The sequence below is a fragment of the Pandoraea cepalis genome (assembly GCF_902459665.1).
Classification (GTDB): Bacteria; Pseudomonadota; Gammaproteobacteria; order Burkholderiales; family Burkholderiaceae; genus Pandoraea; species Pandoraea cepalis.
The window spans coordinates 1-21,166 of record NZ_CABPSL010000026.1 but is presented as its reverse complement, the minus strand read 5'-3'; the positions used below and the strand labels follow the sequence as shown (position 1 = coordinate 21,166).

At 61.4% G+C, this 21,166-nt stretch carries 18 protein-coding genes; 12 read left to right on the top strand and 6 right to left on the bottom strand.

Features of this window, described 5'->3' with window-relative positions; translation table 11 throughout:
- The 3 genes from PCE31106_RS22145 to PCE31106_RS22135 all read right to left on the bottom strand — a co-directional run bounded on the left by PCE31106_RS22145 (nucleotide 1) and on the right by PCE31106_RS22135 (nucleotide 4,692).
- The gene (locus PCE31106_RS22145) at nucleotides 1–1,926 is read right to left on the bottom strand and encodes a copper resistance system multicopper oxidase (RefSeq protein WP_150564687.1); all 1,926 of its coding nucleotides are present in this window, start codon (nucleotides 1,924–1,926) and stop codon (nucleotides 1–3) included.
- Nucleotides 1,927–2,171: 245 nt separating this feature from the next.
- Nucleotides 2,172–3,542 carry an APC family permease gene (locus PCE31106_RS22140; RefSeq protein ID WP_150564686.1) on the bottom strand — a complete coding sequence of 457 codons (1,371 nt, stop codon included), beginning with the start codon at nucleotides 3,540–3,542 and terminating at the stop codon, nucleotides 2,172–2,174.
- A gap of 229 nt (nucleotides 3,543–3,771) precedes the next feature.
- Nucleotides 3,772–4,692 (bottom strand): LysR substrate-binding domain-containing protein, encoded by a 921-nt coding sequence (locus PCE31106_RS22135; protein ID WP_150564685.1) that lies wholly within the window; start codon nucleotides 4,690–4,692, stop codon nucleotides 3,772–3,774.
- A gap of 192 nt (nucleotides 4,693–4,884) precedes the next feature.
- Here PCE31106_RS22135 and PCE31106_RS22130 point away from each other — a divergent pair, with 192 nt between their 5' ends.
- The 7 genes from PCE31106_RS22130 to PCE31106_RS22100 all read left to right on the top strand — a co-directional run bounded on the left by PCE31106_RS22130 (nucleotide 4,885) and on the right by PCE31106_RS22100 (nucleotide 13,947).
- Entirely contained in the window at nucleotides 4,885–6,345 is a 1,461-nt protein-coding gene (locus PCE31106_RS22130) for an aldehyde dehydrogenase family protein (protein ID WP_174975372.1), read from the top strand.
- A 120-nt stretch (nucleotides 6,346–6,465) separates the two neighbouring features.
- Nucleotides 6,466–7,794 (top strand): NAD(P)/FAD-dependent oxidoreductase, encoded by a 1,329-nt coding sequence (locus tag PCE31106_RS22125; RefSeq protein WP_150564684.1) that lies wholly within the window; start codon nucleotides 6,466–6,468, stop codon nucleotides 7,792–7,794.
- Nucleotides 7,795–7,970: 176 nt separating this feature from the next.
- Nucleotides 7,971–8,924 (top strand): LysR family transcriptional regulator, encoded by a 954-nt coding sequence (locus PCE31106_RS22120; RefSeq protein ID WP_150564683.1) that lies wholly within the window; start codon nucleotides 7,971–7,973, stop codon nucleotides 8,922–8,924.
- 63 nt (nucleotides 8,925–8,987) lie between these two features.
- Nucleotides 8,988–10,397 (top strand): FAD-dependent tricarballylate dehydrogenase TcuA, encoded by a 1,410-nt coding sequence (gene tcuA, locus PCE31106_RS22115; protein ID WP_150564682.1) that lies wholly within the window; start codon nucleotides 8,988–8,990, stop codon nucleotides 10,395–10,397.
- The gene (gene tcuB / locus PCE31106_RS22110) at nucleotides 10,384–11,607 is read left to right on the top strand and encodes a tricarballylate utilization 4Fe-4S protein TcuB (protein ID WP_150564681.1); all 1,224 of its coding nucleotides are present in this window, start codon (nucleotides 10,384–10,386) and stop codon (nucleotides 11,605–11,607) included. The genes tcuA and tcuB overlap by 14 nt, the downstream gene beginning before the upstream one ends.
- Before the next feature lie 58 nt (nucleotides 11,608–11,665).
- Complete coding sequence (locus PCE31106_RS22105) at nucleotides 11,666–12,979, top strand: MFS transporter (protein ID WP_150564680.1); 1,314 nt, start codon at nucleotides 11,666–11,668, stop codon at nucleotides 12,977–12,979.
- Nucleotides 12,980–13,227: 248 nt separating this feature from the next.
- Entirely contained in the window at nucleotides 13,228–13,947 is a 720-nt protein-coding gene (locus PCE31106_RS22100; protein ID WP_150564679.1) for an SDR family oxidoreductase, read from the top strand.
- Nucleotides 13,948–13,978: 31 nt separating this feature from the next.
- Here the strand turns inward: PCE31106_RS22100 and PCE31106_RS22095 are convergent, their stop codons facing one another.
- Complete coding sequence (locus PCE31106_RS22095; RefSeq protein WP_150564678.1) at nucleotides 13,979–14,581, bottom strand: TetR/AcrR family transcriptional regulator; 603 nt, start codon at nucleotides 14,579–14,581, stop codon at nucleotides 13,979–13,981.
- 269 nt (nucleotides 14,582–14,850) lie between these two features.
- Between PCE31106_RS22095 and PCE31106_RS22090 the strand changes: the two genes are divergently transcribed.
- The 4 genes from PCE31106_RS22090 (at nucleotide 14,851) to PCE31106_RS22075 (ending at nucleotide 19,778) form a co-directional block, all read left to right on the top strand.
- Nucleotides 14,851–16,413 carry a DHA2 family efflux MFS transporter permease subunit gene (locus PCE31106_RS22090; RefSeq protein ID WP_150564677.1) on the top strand — a complete coding sequence of 521 codons (1,563 nt, stop codon included), beginning with the start codon at nucleotides 14,851–14,853 and terminating at the stop codon, nucleotides 16,411–16,413.
- A gap of 79 nt (nucleotides 16,414–16,492) precedes the next feature.
- Nucleotides 16,493–16,933, top strand: coding sequence for a MarR family winged helix-turn-helix transcriptional regulator (locus tag PCE31106_RS22085; protein WP_150564676.1), 441 nt, complete (start codon nucleotides 16,493–16,495; stop codon nucleotides 16,931–16,933).
- Nucleotides 16,934–16,986: 53 nt separating this feature from the next.
- A complete protein-coding gene (locus tag PCE31106_RS22080) occupies nucleotides 16,987–18,477 on the top strand; it encodes an efflux transporter outer membrane subunit (RefSeq protein WP_150564675.1) in 1,491 nt (496 codons plus the stop codon).
- 38 nt (nucleotides 18,478–18,515) lie between these two features.
- Complete coding sequence (locus tag PCE31106_RS22075) at nucleotides 18,516–19,778, top strand: HlyD family secretion protein (RefSeq protein ID WP_150564674.1); 1,263 nt, start codon at nucleotides 18,516–18,518, stop codon at nucleotides 19,776–19,778.
- Nucleotides 19,779–19,874: 96 nt separating this feature from the next.
- Here the strand turns inward: PCE31106_RS22075 and PCE31106_RS24110 are convergent, their stop codons facing one another.
- Nucleotides 19,875–20,024: a hypothetical protein gene (locus PCE31106_RS24110; protein ID WP_174975370.1), complete on the bottom strand. Its 150-nt coding sequence runs from the start codon at nucleotides 20,022–20,024 to the stop codon at nucleotides 19,875–19,877.
- A gap of 144 nt (nucleotides 20,025–20,168) precedes the next feature.
- Here PCE31106_RS24110 and PCE31106_RS22070 point away from each other — a divergent pair, with 144 nt between their 5' ends.
- A complete protein-coding gene (locus tag PCE31106_RS22070) occupies nucleotides 20,169–20,585 on the top strand; it encodes a universal stress protein (RefSeq protein WP_150564673.1) in 417 nt (138 codons plus the stop codon).
- Nucleotides 20,586–20,802: 217 nt separating this feature from the next.
- Here PCE31106_RS22070 and PCE31106_RS22065 read toward each other — a convergent pair.
- The coding region (locus PCE31106_RS22065) for an integrase core domain-containing protein (protein ID WP_254441260.1) at nucleotides 20,803–21,166 on the bottom strand (364 nt) is incomplete at its 5' end.

Below are 21,166 nucleotides of genomic sequence, written 5' to 3'. Positions count from 1 at the left end.
TCATTCTTCCACGCGCACTTCGCGAAACATTCCCGTCTCCATATGGAAAAGCAGGTGGCAGTGGTAAGCCCACCGGCCAAGAGCGTCGGCCGTGACGCGATAGCTTCGCTTCGACCCGGGAGCGATGTCGATCGTATGCTTGCGCACCATGAACTTTCCGTCCTCGTCCTCCAGATCGCTCCACATGCCATGGAGATGGATCGGGTGCGACATCATGGTGTCGTTGACCAGCACCAACCTGACCCGCTCGCCGTACTTGAGGTGAATCGGCTTCGCGTCCGAAAACTTCACGCCATCGAACGACCAGGCGAACTTTTCCATGTGGCCGGTCAGGTGCAGTTCGATCGTGCGCGTCGGCTCGCGTCCGTCGGGATCGGGAAATGCGCTCTTGAGGTCGGCATAGGTCAGCACGCGGCGTCCGTTGTTGCGCAGCCCGATCCCCGGATCCGAGAGTCGCGGCGCGGGGCTCATGGCTTGCGCATCGACGAGTGGATTCCCGTTTTCCGTTGCGGGATGCGATTGCATCGCCCCCATCGCGCCCATTCCCGACATGGCGCCGTGATCCATGGCAGACATGCCCGCCGCTGTGCTGGTGGCCGACCCCGACATGCTGTCCATGCCCGGCATTGCCCCTGGATCGGTGGCAGGCGTGTCATTCATGGTCTGCAGGGTTTCACCGCTCATGCTCGACATCTCCATGCCCGGCATTGCGCTGTGATCCGCGGCAGGCGTGCCATCCATGGTCTGTATCGCCCCGTCGCCCGTGCTCGACATCTCCATGCCGGGCATTGCGCCGTGATCCATGCCACCCATGCCCATGTCGTCCATCGTGAGCAGCGGGCGCGGGTCAGGGGAGGGTACCTCGGCCGCCATGCCTTCGCGCACGGCCAGCGTGCCTCGGGCAAAGCCGGTTCGATCCATCGACTGGGCAAAAATCGTATAAGCCGATGTATTTGCCGGTTCGACGATCACATCGTACGTTTCGGCGACCGCGATCCGGAACTCATCCACGCTGACCGGATTGACGTATTGACCATCGGCAGCCACGACCGTCATCTTCAGACCGGGAATGCGCACGTCGAAATAGGTCATGGCCGACCCATTGATAAAGCGCAGGCGAATGCGCTCGCCCGGGCGAAAGAGTCCCGTCCAGTTGCCGTTGGGCGCCTGGCCATTCATCAAATAGGTGTACGTGTAGGCGCTGACGTCCGCCAGGTCGGTCGGGCTCATGCGCATCTCGGCCCACATCTTTCGATCGGCGATCGTCGCGCGCCACCCTTGGGTTTTGACGTCGCGAAAGAAATCGGTGATCGTGCGCTGGTGAAAGTTGTAGTAATTGGACTGCTTCTTGAGCTTTGCCTTGACTCGCTGCGGGTCCTCATCCGTCCAGTCGGAGAGCATGACCACGTAATCCCGGTCGTATTTGAACGGCTCGGGGTCCTTCGCGTCGATGATCAAGGGGCCGTACACGCCCGTCTGCTCCTGCATGGCCGAATGGCTGTGGTACCAATAGGTGCCGTGTTGCTTCACCTTGAAGCGATAGGTGAACGTTTCGCCCGGGTCGATGCCGTTGAAGCTCAGCCCCGGCACCCCATCCATATTGCTTGGCAGCAGGATGCCGTGCCAGTGAATGGAGGTCTGCGCGTGAAGCTTGTTCGCAACGCGCAGGGTGACGTCATCGCCTTCACGCCAGCGCAGGATCGGGCCGGGCAGGGTGCCGTTGATCAGCGTGGCGGTTCGTGTCCGGCCGGTCACGTTGATGGGGGTCTGACCAATATCGAGATCGAACTGGGTGCCCGCGAGCACATGGGGCTGCCCCGGGCTCGAAATCGCCCAGACGGGTGGGCGCCACAGTCCAAGCCCGCCAGCAAGACCGGCGGCCCCCAATCCCTTCACGAAGGTTCGTCTGCCGAAATGGGTTTGCATGTATCCGTATCCGAATGTCTCGACAACGCCATACGGCGCAATGTCCCTCAGTCGGTACCGCGGTCTTGGCCCGGTCGGTACCTTGCGGTATGAGGCAAGATTATCTGGATGTCGCCATCGATCCCATGACGGCAAAATGACGAATTTGTCATGATGGAGGGCTCCGCGCGGAGGGGACGCGCAAATTCCACCGCCCGCACGGAAAGCCTGAGCCCCGTGCTGCCAATGTCAGGGCGTCAGTCGGCTCAGCCTTGCCGGGCCACCCAGATTTTTTTGCGGTTCAGCAGCAGCGGAACGATACCGATGAGAATGCCGCCCATGCCGACGACATTGGTGGCCCAATCGAAGGTCGGAATGCTGTAGACCGCGATGAAGAACAAGAAAAGCCCGCTTGCCACCGGCCAGATGACATGTGTCACGGCGGCCCACGGCCCCTGCGTCAACACCTTGCGGTAGTACCAGCCGCAGGCGAGTCCGGTCAGCCCAAGGTAGAAGCAGATCTGGAAGCCGATCGCGGTAATCGAATCCTGCAGAATGACGTTGATGGTCGGCAGATAAGACGACATGAACAGCAGCGCCAGCCCGATGATCCAGATGAAGAAGATCGCAACATGGGGCGTTTGCCAACGCGGATGCAGTCGCGCATAGCGATGGTGGAGGGCCCCGTCGCGGCTCTTGGCGAAGAGGGTGCGCGTGAACTGCAACATCTGCGTCTCGACCGTTCCCACCGTGCTCAGCAAGACCGCGATGATCGCGACGTAGCCCCAGGTCGGCCCGAACAGCTTCTCGGCGATGGCAAAGATGATATTGGTGTTGTAGTGCTGGATCTCGGCGTCCGACAGCCCCAGCAGGGCGATGACGATGAAGACGAGGAAGAACACCATCAGGAACACCATCGACCAGAACGCCGCCCGGCCGGGAATGCGGTTCGAGTCGCGCGTCTCCTCGCTGAGGTTCATGGTCACGTCCCAGCCGTAGAAGAAGAAGATCGCCACCAGGGCACCGCTGGCGAACTGCGCGGGCGTGAACGCGAGGGGCGAAAACCAATGCCACGAGAACGCGTGCTGCTGCGCGTGAGGGAACACGAAGAAGCTCGCGACGATGATCACCAGCAGGATGATGCCCTCGATGATGGTCATCACCACCTGCACGTAGCTGGTCAGCTTGACGCCCTTGACGACGATTGCACTGACGACCGTGAGCCACGCGGCTGCGATCAGCGTCACGTAGTGCACGTTATTCATCATGGGCCGATCAAAGATGAGCAGGGTGGCATTGGCCGCCGGGATCATGGCCGACACCATGAACACGCAGCACAGCACCAGCAGCGCCCAGCCGGCAAAGAAGCCCAGCGTGCGCCCGAAGACCATGCTCACCCAGGAATAGGAGGTCCCGGCACTGGCCAGGGCACGGTTCATGTTGATGAACGCGTAAGCGATGCCAAACATGATCAACCCGCACACCAGAATGCTCGCCGGCGAAAGCGTGCCGGCCGTCCCGATGATGGTCGACGTCGTAATTTCGACGCTGTAGGCCGGCGCAGTGCCGGCGATGCCCATGATCACCGATTCGACGATGCCCAGCGAATCGGCGTTGAGCTTGGCGGGTTGGTCCATAGGTGTGGGTGTTCTAGGCTAGGTTGACATGGATGGATCGACGTTTTACTCCATGCCGGATGTCCAGGCAAGAGGGGGATGTCATTCTTGCGATAGTCGTTGATTTTCCAGTCCCGGCGGGTCGCAATTCGCTGTCGTGCCGGACTTGCCTGGCCTTCCCCGGGGCACCCGTGGTCCACTTTGGTGCAAGGTGCGCTGAACCACGGGATGTATGGTCGCTGTCAGCACGTCACCGACGCCACGGCGGTGGGTCGAAGGCGCGCTTCGCCGTTTCGAGAAACACCCGCTGACGGCTCGAAAGTCCGTGACGCGTTGGCACAAGCGCCATGATGGGGGCGGGCGCCAAGCGCCATTCCGGCAGTAGGCGAACCAGTTTTCCAGCGGCAATCAGTCGTGCGGCATCCCACTCGGACCGCTCCATCATGCCAAGTCCGGCGACCGCCCAATCGCTGATGACCGTGCCGTCGTTTGACGACAATGCGCCGGTCATTCGAATGGTGGCGGCCTTGCTTGCACCCGTTCCGGGATTGTTGTTACGCATGAATCGCAAATGCGTGGCGTCTTCGTCGTTCTCGCGCAAACATAGACATTCATACCGATCGAGCTCGGACGGATGCACGACGGCCGGCAGGCGGCGCGCAAACGCGGGAGACGCGCAGAGATATCGTTCATTGGGCGCCAGGTAATGCCCCACCCAGGAAGACGCTTTGACGTTGCCAATGGAAATGACGACATCCGCGCCCGACGCTGCGGTGAGCGGACTGTCGGCGAGCACCAGTGAAATCGAAAGGCCTGGGTGTGCCCGATGAAGCTCGCGTACCAAGGGCGCAATGTGCGCGCGACCAAAGCCAAGCGGCGCAACGATGCGCAGATTGCCGGTGAGGCTGCCGGGTTCGCCCGACACTCGGGACGGAATTGCGTCTATACGTTCAAGGAGTTCAGACGCCTCATGCAAGAAACGCTGACCTTCATCGGTCAGCGAGATACCTTTCGCGCCACGTACCGCAAGGCGCACACCCAGCCGCTCCTCCACGCGCTGTAGGCGGACGGTGACTGCGGGGGGCGTCAGGTTCAGCAGCCGCGCCGCGGCGGCAAGCGATCGCGAAGCGCCCAAGGCGCGGAACAGGCGCAGATCGTCCAGATCGATCATTAAGCCACCATTAATGTCATGTTCCCTCGATATTACACAGGACAAAATCCTGACGGTGCGCGATCCTGGCTGGATGGTGCGTCCATTAATAAGGATTTAATGTCGAATTTACCGCGTGTTACACACCGCACCCGTTTGCTTCTTTATCTTGAGCCCATCTGGATCACTTTCCGCTTTTGAGAGATCGGAATCATGACTCGCACAGCTACCACGATGGACAACGTTGCAATGGACAGCACGCGCACGCTGTACATCAATGGCGAGTGGTTGGCGCCGGCGAATCCTCGGACAGTGCCCGTCGTCAACCCGGCGACTGGCCTCGCGATTCGCCAGCTGGCGGTCGGGTCGGGGGAAGATGTCGACAAGGCGGTCGTCGCGGCCCGAAGGGCGTTCGTCCCATGGTCCGATACGCCGGTGGCGGATCGCGTCGAGATCCTGAACCGAATGCATCGCCTCGTTCTCGACCGAAAGGAACTGCTCGCACAGACGATCATGTCGGAAATGGGGGCGGCGATATCGTTCGCCCGTGCCTCGCACGTCCCGTTTGCCGCGGAGCATATTCGTGTGGCAAGCGAAATCGCGGCCGGTTACCCTTTTCTCAAGATTGACGGGCACACGGCTGTTGCACGTGAGCCCATCGGGGTCTGTGCGTTGATCACCCCCTGGAACTGGCCGCTGTATCAAATTACGGCAAAGGTGGGGCCCGCGCTTGCCGCAGGATGTACGGTGATTCTCAAGCCCAGCGAGTTATCGCCCCTGAACGCCGAGATGTTCGCGCAGATCGCTCACGATGCCGGGGTGCCGGCGGGGGTATTCAACCTTGTGCAAGGCAGTGGCCCGGAAGTGGGCGAAGCCCTCGCGGCGCATGAGCAGGTCGACATGATCTCGATCACCGGCTCCAACCGGGCCGGCGCGCTCGTGGCGAAGGCGGCGGCAGACTCGGTCAAGCGGGTCACACTGGAGCTGGGAGGGAAGTCACCGAACATTCTTCTACCGGATGCCGATTTTGGGCGGGTAGTGGCCTTAGGCGTCATGGCCGCGTTTCGCAACGTAGGGCAGTCGTGCAGTGCGCCCACGCGAATGATTGTCCCTCGCGATCGTCTCGCCGACGTCGAACGCATGGCTTGCGCCACCGTTGAGTCGATGGTCGTGGGGGATCCTGGTTCGGCGCAGACAACGCTCGGGCCGATTGCAAACGAAGCACAGTTTCACCGCGTACGGGCCATGATCGATGTGGGTATCGCGCAGGGTGCAAGGCTCATCTGCGGTGGTCCCGGATTCCCGCCAGGTTTGAGCCACGGTTACTTTGTTCGGCCGACGATTTTCTCCGACGTGACGGCCGACATGCGCATCGCACAGGAGGAGATTTTCGGGCCGGTCCTGAGCCTCATGGCGTACGACACCGTCGATGAGGCGATTGCGATCGCGAACGATACGAAGTACGGCCTGGGTGCGCACGTCCAGAGCGAGGATCTGATGCAGGCGCGCGCGGTTGCCGCGCGTATCCGGTCGGGGCAAGTGCATATCAACCATCCTGCGTGGGACGCCCATGCCCCGTTTGGCGGCTACAAGCGCTCGGGGAACGGTCGCGAATACGGCATCCATGGGTTCGAGGAGTACCTCGAGACGAAAGCGATCCTGGGTTACGCCTGATGGCGATCGCCGAGCGCGCCGCATGCCATTCCGAATCGCGCAACGTAGGGAAGGGAATGCGGCACACGGGTCGCCCTGAGGCAAAGGGCGGCGGACAACGGAACTTCAAACACGATATCCATGTTGCAAATCGACAGAGTCAGCGATAGTCCCGTGATGCCCACCGATGTGGACGTTGTCATCGTCGGCGGCGGCATCATTGGAACCACTGCCGCGTACGAGTTGGCGCGTCAGGGGGTGTCGGTCGCGCTGGTGGAAAAGGGCTTCATCGGCGCCGAGCAGTCTGGGCGCAACTGGGGATGGGTGCGTCAGCAAAATCGCAGGCATGACGAATTGGTCATGGCAATGCGCAGCTTGACGCGGTGGTCGGAGATCGGAAACGAGATCGGTCGCGACCTCGGTTTCCGCCGTCAGGGCAGTCTGTATGGAACGACGGCGGAGGCAGACATTGCGAAATGGGAAAAGTGGGCGGTCGGCGCAAAGGCGATTGGCTATTCGTTCGATCTTCTCTCGGCAGCGGAGCTTAAATCCCGCATTCCGACGGGGACGGCGCGGTGGGTGGGCGGCCTCTGGTCGCCGACGGACGGGTTGGCCGAACCGAGCAAGGCCGCGCCAGCCATCGCCGAGGGGGCAAAACGACTGGGCGCCTATGTGTTGCAGACATGTGCCGCGCGAGGATTCGACATCAGCGCTGGCCGTATCGCCGGCGTGTGGACGGAACGCGGTCTCGTTCGCGCGACGACGGTCGTGTGTGCCGGAGGCGCGTGGAGTTCGCGCTTGTTGAAACGCCATGGCGTTGAGTTGCCGGTCGCCAATGTGGTGGGCACCGCGATGCGCACGTCGCAAGTCCCGGCGTTGCCCGGCGGCACATTCAACGGTCCCGGGTTTGCGTTGCGTCGTCGTCTCGATGGGGGCTACACGCTTGCCGTACCCGGCTATGGTCGTGTCGAGCTGGCCCCGCAAGGGATTCGGTACGCCTTGAAGTTCTATCAGACGTATCGCTCCGAGCTGACGAAGAAATTGAAGATTCGCATAGGGAAGAGTTTCTTTAATGGACCCGAGGCGTCGGCAAGCTGGGCGTTTGACGACATCTCGCCGTTCGAGCGTATTCGCGTGCTGGAGCCGGCCATTGATGAAGAATGGTTGGCGCAGGCGGTCAACAATCTGACGACCTGCTTTCCTGAAATGAAAGGGGTGCGGATATTGCAGGCGTGGGCGGGCCTCATCGATACGACGCCGGATCTCGTGCCGGTGATTTCGACCGTCGATGAAATCCCGGGCCTGATCGTCGCGTCAGGGTTCAGCGGACACGGGTTTGGCCTGGGCCCGGGGGCCGGGTTGCTCGTGTCTGAAATGGCGCAGAATAAAACGCCTTACGCCGATATCACCCCTTTCAGTCTGAATCGATTCAAGAAAGGAGGGCAGTTGCTTCGTCCTGAGATGATGTAGGGCGGCCCGGGACGCCATTCAAGCCATTCTGCGGAACCGAGTTCAATGACGCCGAGGTTGTGCCGTCAATTTGCCAACGGGCGGGCGAGGATGGTCACTGCCGACGGCGGCGTTGGGGCTTGCCAATACCGTCGCCTTCGACGCATGCTAGCCAAAACTTCTCGGTCGATCGCGAAATGGAATTGAGACAACTCCGGTATTTTGTCAGTGTGGTGGAACACGGAAGCATGGGGCGGGCCGCCTTGGACCTCGGTGTGGTCACCTCCGCGTTGAGCCAGCAGATCAGCCGTCTCGAAGGGGAACTCTCGACCCGCCTTTTGCAGCGCACGTCCGCCGGCGTGGTGCCGACCGACGCCGGCATCGCGTTTTGGCGCCAGGCACAACTCGCGCTGCGCCATATCGACGACGCCGCGGTTGCCGCGCGCTCCGCCCGTCTATCAGGACATGTGAGCGTCGGGATGGCGCCAAGCACGGCGAGCGTGCTCGGCGTCGCGTTCGCGCAAGCCATGCGTGCGCGTTACCCCGATGTTCGGCTGCGCATCGTCGAAAGCCTTTCAGGCTATCTCGCCCCGATGCTTAGCGCGCGTCAGATCGATCTCGCGGTGCTCTTTCGAGAGGAACCCGCGCAGCGGTGGAGCGTGATGCCACTGCTCGACGAGCAACTGTTCCTGATCGGCGCCGAGGGTCTCGATGGCATGCCGACAGGCACATCCGTGCGCCTAAAGCACCTCGGCAGGCTTGCACTCATCCTTCCCAGCGGCACGCATGGGCTGCGCTCGCTGCTGTCGTCGGCGTTTCGACGCGCCGCTTACGAACCCAACGTGGTCGCCGAAGTGGACGGTCTTGCGCTGCTCATGGATCTGGTCCAAACGGGCATGGGCGCGACGATACAGCCCGGCGCCGCACTCGCCAGATCCGCGAACGGTCTGCTGGCGAGCGTGCCCGTCGCAGAACGCTACGCCACGCGGCCCAACATGATCGCCAGTGTCTCCGACGACGAACTGTCGCCCGCGGGTCTTGCCGCGCGCGTCGTCCTCGCCGATGTCGCGCGGCAACTTGTGCACGAAAGCCGCTGGCCCGGCGCACGTCTGCGCGCGCCGCAGTCTTCACAAACAGTGAAGGCCCCTTGAGGGGACACGACTGGCAGAACAGACTTGGCATCCCTATGATGCGTCCGAAAGGAGCCAAGTCAAATGGTCGATGTATTGGTAATTGGAGGAGGCAATGCGGCGTTATGCGCTGCATTGATGGCGCGTGAGGCCGGCGCGTCGGTCCTGCTTCTCGAATCGGCACCGCGCGAATGGCGCGGCGGCAACTCGCAACACACGCGGAATCTGCGGTGTATGCACGACGCGCCGCAAGACGTGCTCGTGGATGCCTATACGGAAGAAGAATTCTGGCAGGACCTGCTCAAGGTCACGGGCGGCATCACCAACGAGGCACTTGCACGCCTGACGATCCGCGCATCGTCGTCGTGCCGACCGTGGATGCAGCGGCACGGTGTGCGCTTCCAGCCACCGCTCTCCGGCGCGCTACACGTGGCCCGCACGAACGCGTTCTTCATGGGGGGCGGCAAAGCGCTTGTCAACGCGTATTACCGAAGCGCGGAAGCGCTCGGCGTGGACATCCGCTACAACACCCCCGTTGAATCACTTGAACTCGATGGCGCTCGCTTCGTCGCGGCACACAGCGGTGCCGAGCGGTTCGAGGCCCGCGCCTGCGTTCTCGCGGCGGGGGGCTTCGAATCGAATCGCGCCTGGCTGCGCGATGCTTGGGGGCAGAACGAGCGCGGCGAATGGCCTGCCGACAACTTCCTGATTCGCGGTACGCGCTTTAACACGGGCGTGCTGATCAAACACATGACGCAAGCCGGCGCCGATTTGATCGGCGATCCGTCGCAATCGCATTGCGTTGCCATCGATGCGCGTGCGCCGCTTTACGACGGCGGCATCTGCACGCGTATTGACTGTGTGTCGCTGGGTGTCGTGGTGAATCGCGATGGCGAGCGATTTTACGACGAGGGCGAGGATTTCTGGCCCAAGCGCTATGCGATATGGGGACGGCTCGTCGCTCATCAGCCGGGACAGATCGGCTATTCGATCATCGACTCGAAGGCGATCGGCCGATTCATGCCGCCGGTGTTTCCGGGCGTGAAGGCCGACACGCTGCCGGAACTTGCGCGTCAGTTGGGGCTGCCGGAGACGCAGTTCATGGAAACGATCACCCGCTACAACGATGCCTGTCGCATCGGCACCTTCGACCACACCGCGCTCGACGACTGCCACACCGAAGGCCTCACGCCAGCCAAGACGCACTGGGCACGCCGGATCGACACGCCGCCGTTTTACGGCTATGCGTTGCGCCCAGGCATCACGTTTACGTACCTCGGTCTGAAAACCAACGACCGGGCGCAGGTTCACTTCGGCGGCGAGGCGAGCGAGAACCTGTTCGTCGCGGGGGAAATGATGGCCGGCAACGTGCTTGGTCAGGGCTATACGGCCGGCGTTGGCATGTCGATCGGCACTGCGTTCGGACGCATTGCCGGCACGCAGGCCGCGCGCGCCGCACACAAGACAACGGAGGCTCACAGTGCAGCAGTCTGACGTGCTCACGCCCGAACGCACGCGGACCGCGTCGCCGTTCGATACCAAGGCAACCCAACACGGCGCATCGGGCAGCGCGGCGCGCGTGATTCCCATTGTGCCGTTGAGCAACAGCGAAGCCGAAGTGGCGAGGCAGATGCAGATTTGCAACGCGTGCCGCTATTGCGAGGGATTTTGCGCCGTATTTCCGGCAATGACGCGCCGTCTCGAATTCGGCAAGGCGGACGTCAACTATCTGGCGAACCTTTGCCACAACTGTGGCGCGTGTTATCACGCGTGCCAGTACGCGCCACCGCACGAATTCGCGGTTAGCGTGCCCAAATCGATGGCGCAAGTCCGCCTCGAAACGTACACCGAATATGCGTTTCCCGCGGCGTTCGGTGCGCTGTACAAGCGTAACGGCGTGACCTTGTCGGTCTCGCTGGCGGCAGGTCTCGCGCTCTTTCTGATGCTCGGGATCGCATTGCGCGGTGGACTTTCCGCAGACGCCACACCGGCAAACTTCTACGCGATCTTCCCGCACAACCTGCTCGCGGCAATGTTCGGCACGGTCTTTCTGTTCGCGATGCTGGCGTTGGGCGTGGGCGTTACGCGCTTCTGGCGCGACGTCTCGGCGGGAACCGCGAGCGCGAGCATGCCTGCCGCCGTCGAAGCCGCAAAGCACGCGCTGACGCTCAAGTATCTCGATGGTGGACACGGCGACGGCTGCAACGAATCGGACGATGCATTCACGCTCGCGCGACGCCGCTTCCATCACTTCACGTTCTACGGGTTCATGTTGTGTTTCGCGGCAACCGCGGTTGCAACGCTGTATCACTATGCGTTCAGTCTGGAGGCGCCATATCCCTACCTGAGCATCCCGGTGTTGCTGGGCACGGTGGGTGGCATTGGACTGTTCGTCGGGCCGGCGGGGTTGTGGTGGCTGAACCTCAGACGCAATCCCGAACGCTCTGATGTCCGTCAACGTCCGATGGACCGCGGCTTCATCGCGCTTCTGATGTTGACGAGCGTATCCGGGCTCGCGTTGCTCGGGTTCCGTGCAACCCCCGCGATGCCGCCGCTGCTCGCCATCCACCTGGGCATTGTCATGGCGCTGTTCGCGACGCTGCCTTACGGAAAGTTCGCGCACGGCATTTTTCGCTCGGCGGCGTTACTTAAATCATCGATCGAGAAGCGCCAAGGTAACGCGTTAAGCCTGGGCGCGGATTGAATCCCGCAGGGTGCCGACGGTACCCGTTACGTACATAAACCAATAATCAGGAGACACCATGACCCCCACAGAACCCATCTCCGCCAGTGGCGGCAGCTCGCGCGCGAACCGGGCCGCTGCCGTGCTACGGGTCACAAGCGGCAACTTTATCGAGCAGTTCGATTTTTTTCTGTTCGGCTTCTACGCGACATCGATCTCGAAGATTTTCTTCCCGTCGACCAGCGACTTCGCGTCGTTGATGCTCACCTTCGCGGTATTTGGCGCGGGCTTTCTGATGCGTCCGCTGGGCGCGATTTTTCTCGGCGCATACATCGACAGGGTGGGGCGGCGCACCGGACTGATCGTCACGCTGTCGATCATGGCGAGCGGCACCATCCTGATCGCGTGCGTGCCAGGGTATGCGACCATCGGGCTGCTCGCACCCGCACTTGTGCTGCTGGGACGCCTGTTACAGGGTTTTTCGGCGGGCGCGGAACTGGGGGGCGTATCCGTCTATTTGGCGGAAATGGCTACGCCCGGCAACAAGGGCTTCTACACGAGTTGGCAGTCGGCCAGTCAGCAAGTCGCGATCGTGATGGCGGCGGCGATCGGCTACGGCCTGAATCATTGGCTTACCGAGCATCAGATTGTCGCGTGGGGTTGGCGCGTGCCGTTCTTCATCGGCTGCGCAATCGTGCCGTTCCTCTTCGTGCTGCGCCGTTCGCTGCAGGAAACCGCGGCATTCGAAGCGCGGCGGCATCGTCCGCAGGTGCGTGAAATCTTTGCGATGCTGTGTGTCAACTGGCGTATCGTCATTGGCGGCATGCTGCTCACGGCGATGACGACCACCACGTTCTATCTCATCACGGTGTACACGCCGACGTTTGGCAAGTCTGTGCTCAAACTCTCGACGTCAGACAGTTTGATGGTGACGTTGCTCGCGGCCACGTCGAATTTCATCTGGCTGCCGATCGGCGGCGCGATTTCCGACCGTGTGGGGCGCAAGCCGGTTTTGCTTGCCATCTCCGTGTTGGCGATCTTCACGGCCTATCCTGCGCTTTCGTGGCTCGCCGGCGCGCCGAGCTTTGCACGCATGCTGACCGTGCTGCTGTGGTTCTCGTTCTTCTTCGGGATGTACAACGGCGCGATGGTGGCCGCACTGACGGAAGTGATGCCCGTGGAAGTGCGGGTGGCGGGCTTCTCGCTGGCGTTCAGTCTCGCGACCGCGGTGTTCGGTGGCTTTACTCCCGCCATCTCGACGTACCTGATCCAGGTCACGCACGACAAGGCTTCACCCGGGTACTGGTTGAGTTTCGCCGCGCTCTGCGGGCTGGTTGCCACGCTCGGGCTTTACCGGCGCGGGCACGCGGCGGCGGTAGTCTCGTCGGCCTGACGCATCCACGTGATGCCTTCGGCGGACCGGGCACCTCGCCGTCGAAAAATTCAGGGGGCAGCGCGTTTTGTATCGAATGATATATAATGGTGTCGCGTCGTGCTGCAGCGCGGTGTTTGAACGCGCAACGCCATTGCCCGTGAATGGACTCATGGTCGTTCACGGGCCGGCGCGATACGCGTCATAGGACGGACGAGTCGATGCCGCAGCAGTTTCGCCATCCATATATCCATCAAGGTACCCCTGAAATGAAACGAACTTTCCTGATCACTGGCGCTAGCAAAGGCATTGGCCGCGCCCTCAGCGAGCGCCTGGCCGCAGCGGGCCATCATGTTGTCGGTCTCTCGCGCAGTGCAAACGACGCCAGCTTCCCCGGCACGCTAGTCTCCGTCGACTTGACGGATCGGCAAGCCACAACGGATGTCCTCAACGACTTGGCAAAGCGCTTCGCCTTCGACGGCGTGGTGAACAACGTCGGGTTCATTGAGCTCTCACCGCTCGGCTCGATTGACCTCGATGGTCTCGATAACACCCTGCGGGAGAACCTCGTGCCCGCCGTGCAGACGGTCCAGGCGCTGCTGCCCGGGATGACGGCGAGGGGGTGGGGGCGCATCGTCAATCTGTCCAGTCTCGTGGTCCTGGGCGTTGCCAAGCGATCGACCTATGCGGCCGCGAAAGCCGCGATGATCAGCTTTACGCGAACCTGGGCCCTGGAGTTGGCCGAGACGGGGATCACCGTAAACGCTGTCGCCCCCGGGCCGACCGAAACCGAAATGTTTCGTGCCAACACGCCGCCGGGGAGCGAGGCCGAGCAGCGCTTTCTCTCGCTCGTTCCGATGAAGCGGTTCGGACGCCCCGATGAGTTGGCCGCCGCCGTAGCGTTCCTGCTGGGCGAAGACGCCGGTTTCATCACGGGACAAACACTGTTTGTCGACGGTGGGGCATCGATCGGACGCGCAATGATCTGACCGCGTTCTTCAGCGCCCTCGATGGCGCGGTTCAATCGAGGCTCAGGGGGCGCAATCCAAGGTGCGACAGGGCGGGAGATACCGCCCCGACCAGCCAATCACGTACAGGGTGCACGCGCGCGATCACGCGAAGGCCGAGCAAAAGGGCAAGCAAATGATCGGCAGCCTGCCCGGCGTCAATGTCGGCGCGCATTTCACCGGTGCGCTGGCCGGCATCAATACTGCGCAGAAAGAAGTCGCGAATGCGGGTGAGCTCCTCGGTAATGGCATCGCGCAATGCCGAATCGCCCGGCGCAGCCTCAAGCACCGAGTTCACCATCAGACAACCACGTTGTGCCTTGTCGTCGAGCGATCGCTGGACAACGTCGGCGAAAAATTCCGTCAGCGCCGCGCCCGGCGTCGCCGCCGACTCGTGCTGGGCAATACGCTCGCGCAGCGTCTGGTTCAAATAGTGGTCCAGTACACGAAGGAACAGGGTGCGTTTGTCGCCGAACGCGTTATAGAGACTCGGCTGTGTGAGCCCCGTCGCCTTCACCAGATCACGCGTCGATGTCGCTTCGTAACCGCGCGCCCAAAAAGCATCGCGGGCGGCGTTGAGGACATCCGTCGAATCGAATCCGCGTGGACGACCCATGAGCGGCTCCTGAATCAAGGGAAAAGCCGATTTTATATCAATCGATACGAAATGGCGATCCGCCAGGCAAACAAATTAAGAAAGACTTTGAATTTATCTGCTAAGTCAATTATAGTTTAGGTCAGAAAAGTAGAGACCGCTCCCGAGAGCTGTTCGCCGCGCAGGCATGTCGGGCGTCACCGGATGTTGATTCACGAGGACGCCCGAATTTTCGATCATTTATCTGACAAATCAAATAGTGATTTATCAACTATAACCTGAGGCTTACCATGACCCCGTCCAGCGCTACCGGCGCGCCTGCGCCTCTCACCGGCGCGCGCTTTGCGATCGGCACGTTCGCCGTCGCGCTCGCTACTTTCATGAATGTGCTCGACTCGTCCATCGCAAACGTTGCGATTCCGACGCTCTCGGGCAATTTGGGAGTGTCGGTAGACGAGGGGACATGGGTGATCACGCTCTTTGCCGCGGCGAACGCAGTCTCGATTCCACTGACGGGTTGGTTGACGCAGCGCGTTGGACAAGTGAGGTTGTTTGTCTGGGCGATTCTGCTGTTCGTTCTGTCCTCTGCGGCATGCGGGCTTGCGCCGAATTTGATGACCCTGCTTGTCGCGCGCGTGGTGCAAGGCGCGGTGGCGGGTCCGCTCGTGCCATTGTCTCAGGCCTTGCTGCTGGCGTCGTTCCCAAAGGACAAGAGCGCCAGCGCGCTCTCGCTTTGGGCGATGACCGCTACGGTCGGGCCGATCGCGGGCCCGGCGCTTGGCGGGTGGATTACCGATAGCTACAGTTGGTCGTGGATCTTCTATATCAATATCCCGGTGGGTCTTTTCGCGGCGGCCGCGATCTGGGCTATCTACCGCGAACACGAAACGCCTTCCCGAAAGTTGCCCATCGACAAAGTGGGTCTCGTCTCGCTGATTGCGTGGGTCGGATCGCTGCAGATCATGTTGGACAAGGGAAAAGATCTTGACTGGTTCGACTCGCCAATCATCTGGGCGCTTGGGGTGGTTGCGCTGGTCTCGTTCGCGTTCTTCCTGATATGGGAGCTGACCGAGGAACGACCTGTTGTCGATCTACGACTGTTTCAACGCCGCAATTTCCTGGGTGGGACGGTGGCGATCTCGGTCGCCTACGCGGTGTTCTTCGCAAATCTCGTCATCCTGCCGCAGTGGATACAAGGATCCCTTGGCTACCCCGCGATCGATGCGGGACTGGTCACCGCGCCGTTGGGCATCTTCGCCGTCATACTGGCGCCGATCATGGGGCGCATCATGCCTCGCTCCGATATGCGGGTTCTCGCGACGCTCGCCTTCATCGGCTTCGCAGGCGTGTTTTTTATGCGCTCGCACTACACGTCCGATATCGACCGTTTCAGTCTCGTACTTCCGACGCTGTTGCAGGGCATCCCGACAGCGTTGTTCTTCACGCCGCTGACGGCCATCATCCTGTCCGGCTTACCCCCGGAAAAGATCCCCGCGGCCGCAGGCTTGTCGAACTTCGCCAGGATATTCACGGGTGCCGTGGGAACGTCGCTGGTCGCGACCGGCTGGAACAACCGGACGGTTCTGCATCACGCGCGTCTGGCAGAGCAAACGAGCATCCATCATCCCGCGTTCGTTGACACGCTGGACAAATTGCAGCTCGCCGCGGGCGCGGGCACACCGAAAGCGCTCGCGCTGCTCGAACGCGCCCTGAATGCGCAGGCGACGATTCTGGGACTGAACGACATTTTCTGGCTGTCGTCGGTCATCTTTATCGTCATCATTCCGTTGATCTGGGTCACCCGGCCAGTGAAGGGGGCAGGGGCCGGCGGGGCGGGCGCCGCAGGGCACTGATCGCCTTGCGGACAGCGTTTCGCACTTGACATTATCTGACTTTGCACCTATTGTGTAAATCAGACAAAAGGAGCCTGCCATGGATCACTATAGCGCGATGAATTTCAGCCTGACGCAAAGCATTGGATTCTTGCTGACCAAGGCGCGCAACCTCTTGTCCGCCGAAGTGGATGCCAAGCTCAAGGAACTCGATATTTCCAGCCAACAAATGGGCATTCTGCTGTCGTTGCAGCGCGGCGTTGCCACGACGCCGTTCGAACTGTCGCGCCTGCTCGGTATCGATACCGGACTCATGACTCGTATGCTCGATAAGCTTGAGGCGAAGGGCCTGCTGAGTCGATCACGCAGCGTCGAAGATCGCCGTGTCGTCAACCTAAGTTTGACCACAGCCGGCGAAACGGCGGCAGGCCGAATTCCCGCGATCGTACCGCCGGTGCTCAACGCTAGACTACGGAACTTCAGCGCGTCGGAATTTGAAGAGCTGAAGCGGCTTTTGACAAAGTTTGTGGGGGATGAATAAAGGGCGAGACCGTGTTTCGTCTTTTTTTCCCCAATTATCTGACAGGTCAGAAAATGAAAACGCAGAATTTAACCGTCAAAGCCGTTTCGCGAGGGCTCACGCTGGCCCTGTCGACGATGTGTATTGCCATTACGTCCGCCTGTGCGAACTTCTCAGGCATTCATGACGACCGGCAAATGTCGACGCCGGAGCACTACGCTTCATCGCAAAGCCTTCCTGCCGAACGAGGTCACTGGCCGTCTTCGGACTGGGCGGACCAGTTTGGCGACAGCCAACTGAGCGCACTGATCGCCGAGGCGCTTGGCGGGAGTCCGACACTCGAGCAGGCACGCGCTCGCGTGGCCGCCGCCGAAGCCTTCAGCGAAACCGCGAGCGCCAAGACGCTGCCGCATATCGATGCGGATAACGCGCTCACGCGCACCCAATACAGCGCCAATGCATTGGTTCCGCCGCCTTATGCCGGTTCCTGGCAAACGGAGAATCGGGGGCTTTTGTCCGCGTCCTTCGACCTTGATCTATGGGGCAAAAATCGCGAGGCGCTCAAAGCGAGCGTGTCGCAAGCCGAGGCCGCGCGTGCCGATGCGGAAATGGTGCGGCTCACCTTGACCGAGGCAATTGCCCGCACGTACAACCGGCTCGCGCTTCAGTTCGTGTTGCACGACATGGCTGAGCGCGAGGTGCGCAACCGCGAAAAGATCAACGCCATCGAAAGCCGCCGCGTTGCGACCGGGCTCGATACGGAAGTCCAACACAAGTTGGCGCAAACCCGCCTCTCGGCGAGCAAAAGCAAGCTTGTGGGTCTGGACGGCAGCATTCTCGCCACCCGCTATCAACTTGCCTCGCTGATGGGGGAGGGGCCCGACCGTGGGCTGTCGATCGCTCGACCGGCCCTGAGCATGGGTAACGACATTCGCCTGCCTGACAATCTGCCCGCGGACCTCGTGAGTCGGCGCCCCGATATCGTGGCCGCGCGCTGGCGCGTTGTTTCGCTCACCCATGAAGTGCAAGTGGCCAAAGCCGAGTTTTATCCGGACATCAACTTGAGCGCGGCTGTCGGCCTCGACGTGCTCGGCTTGGGTCGATTGCTCACCGCCGCGAGCCGCACGGCGTCCATGGGGGCGGCCATTCATCTCCCAATCTTCGATGCAGGCGCATTGCGTGCCCAGCTCAAGGGACGCTATGCGGAATATGACGGTGCCGTCGCCCGTTACAACCAAACGCTTTTGACGGCGTTAGGTCAAGTCGCCACACAAATTGCCGAACTCCGCACAACGGATGGACAGCTCAACGATGCGCGCGATGCCCAGAACGCCGCACGCCAGGCCAACCACCTCGCGAGTCTGCAATTCCAGACCGGCATCGCCAACCAGCTCACGGCCCTCGACGCCGACTTGAACACACTCGCCGCAGAAGCATCCGTAGCCGATCTGCAAATGCGTCGTCGCGATCGACAGATTCAATTGGCTGCGGCGCTGGGGGGCGGCTTTGTGGATGCGTCCGTGGCGCATCCGCGTAATACGCCGGCCGCGGTGGCGGCGCGTTGAACGTAACGACTCGAACACCGAATGACAGGAGCAAGATCATGACCGACACCAACAACATCGAAGGCGCCGCGGGAGACCGTCAGCCAGCGCACACGAAGGATAGCGGGGTAGGGCGCACCGAACCGGCGTCGGCGCCGACCACGTCGGCGACCACGGGGCGTTTATCGCGACGCAATCGCCTGCTGGCGTTCCTCGCCGTTACGACGGTGGCCGCCGGCGCGGCATGGGCGACTTACTACTACGGATACGCACGCTTTCACCAGACGACCGACGATGCCTACGTGAGTGGCAACCTCGTGCAATTGACGCCCCAGGTTGCGGGCACGGTGATTGCCGTCAATGCCGACGATACCCAAATCGTGAAGTCCGGCGATCCCGTCGTAAAGCTCGACGCGGCCGATGCCGCAGTCACACTACAGAATGCCGAGGCAGCGCTTGGCCAGGCCGTGCGGCAGGTGAGTGGCCTCTATGCCAACAACAACTTCTACAGTGCGGCACTGACACAACGGCAGGCGGATCTGACGCGTGCCATCGCCGATCTGAAGCGCCGCGAGGCGTTGGCGGGCACCGGGGCGGTTTCCGGAGAGGACATTGCGCATGCTCGCGATGCGGTCGACGCTGCGCGCGCCGCGGTTGACGCCGCCCGCCAGCAGGGGAATGCGAATCGCGCGTTGACGGCACGAACGAGCATTGCGCAACATCCGACGGTGCAGGCCGCGGCGGCCAATGTTCGGGCGGCATATCTCGCGTTCGCGCGGAACACGTTGCCGGCGCCGGTGACGGGCTATGTCGCCCGACGTGCCGTTCAGGTCGGACAGCATGTGTCCTCGGGGGCGCCGCTGATGGCGATAGTGCCTCTTAATGGCGTGTGGGTCGAGGCGAACTTCAAGGAAGTCCAGCTCAGGCACATGCGCATTGGACAGCCGGTCACGCTGAGCGCGGACGTCTATGGATCGAGCGTGACGTACCACGGACATGTCGTCGGTTTTTCCGCCGGTACGGGCAGCGCTTTTGCGGTACTCCCCGCACAGAACGCCACGGGAAACTGGATCAAGGTCGTGCAGCGCCTTCCCGTGCGCATTCAACTTGATCCTCGCGAACTCGCGGCACATCCGCTGCGCCTCGGACTCTCGATGCAAGTGGATGTCAGCACGCGCGACGACTCGGGATCACAACTTGCAGCGGCGACAACAACGAGCTATCGCACCGACGTGTTCGATCACTATGGCGCGCAGGCGGATGCCGAAATCGCGGCGATCATCGCGCGCAACGCAACCCCGCCCAACGGCGTGAGCGATTGAGCTTTCGTCTGGGCTGGTCGGCGCGTTCCATTCCCCATGTGTTCTCGCGGGTGTTGGTCGACGCGTTGGTCGCACCGGCCGGCGCGCCCGAACAAGTCAGCGAGACGGCACGCGGCGCAGATCCTGACGCGCCGACCAAAGCCGCCACAGCGTCAACAGCAACGTGATCATGGCAAACAACATCACGCCGATAATCGCCGCGTAGGCGGGTGGCAGGGTTTTCGACGCGACGGATATTCCCGTCATCGCGTTTTCGCGCCAGGCACACCTAGCCGAAAATTTTGATCGGATTTTTACGGCGCAATTCCGAGCGTTTACGTCGTCGTTGCATTTGCTGTGCTTGAATGGAATGGACGAAGAAGCAGCGTGTCAACGGAGCGGAGGTTCATTGTGCTTAAAGTACTCATTCCCGTGCTCGGAACCCAAGGCGCCATCGAGGCGGCACGTCACGGCGCACTCATGTTCGCCGAGCGATGTGTGTCCAACGTCGAGATCATCGAAGTGCTTGACGATGCGGCCGGAAGTCGCGCCGTTGCGTTCCATTCCCTGAGCGCATTGCATAGACGCGAAAAGCAGGCCGCGCGCGATGCGCTCATGCAGACTCGGGCGATTCTTGAAGACGCCGGTGTCCCATATACGTGGAAGCGGGTGTTCGGGCCGGCGGAACGAACCATCGCGCAATATGCCGCACAAAGCCATGCGGATATTGTGATCCTTGATGCGAGCCACCTAGGCTTCTTTCACAGATGGGCCGTGCTCGCCCGACTGTGGCACTTTGGCTCCACGCCAGTGACGATGCTCCACTGAAAGTGGTCCATATCAGGACAGGCCCGTCAACACTTCGATCACCCGTTTGCAAATGAAAATGCGATCCGGCTTCTTCATGTGTTTCGATAGTTGCGTCCCGAACGCTAGTTGGCGGACACAAAGTAGGGCGCTCGCCACCGTCTGGAAAAATTAATAAAATCAATGTCTTAAAAATTTGATGAGGGTGACCTGACTGGTTTTTTCGTACCACTGGTGTCTAGAGACTCACGGCCCCGCATTCGCTAGCCCGGCGAAATTCTGCCGGTGTTAGGTACTGCAAACTCGAATGCGGACGCACTTCGTTGTAGTGAGTCCGCCAATCTTCGATCACGATCCTCGCTTCGATCCGGTTCCGAAACCACTCCATCGCCAAACACTCATCACGGAATTTTCCGTTGAAGCTTTCGTTGGTGCCGTTCTGCCAAGGCTTGCCCGGATCAATCAACGCTGTCTCGATCTGCTCCTGGACCGCCCATTTCAACAGCGCCGTGCTGACAAATTCCGGTAAGCGGCTGGCGAACCCATCTTGCGGGTCTCGTTGTGCCGACAGATAGTGTCCGCTTAAATTTAAGCGGACGCGA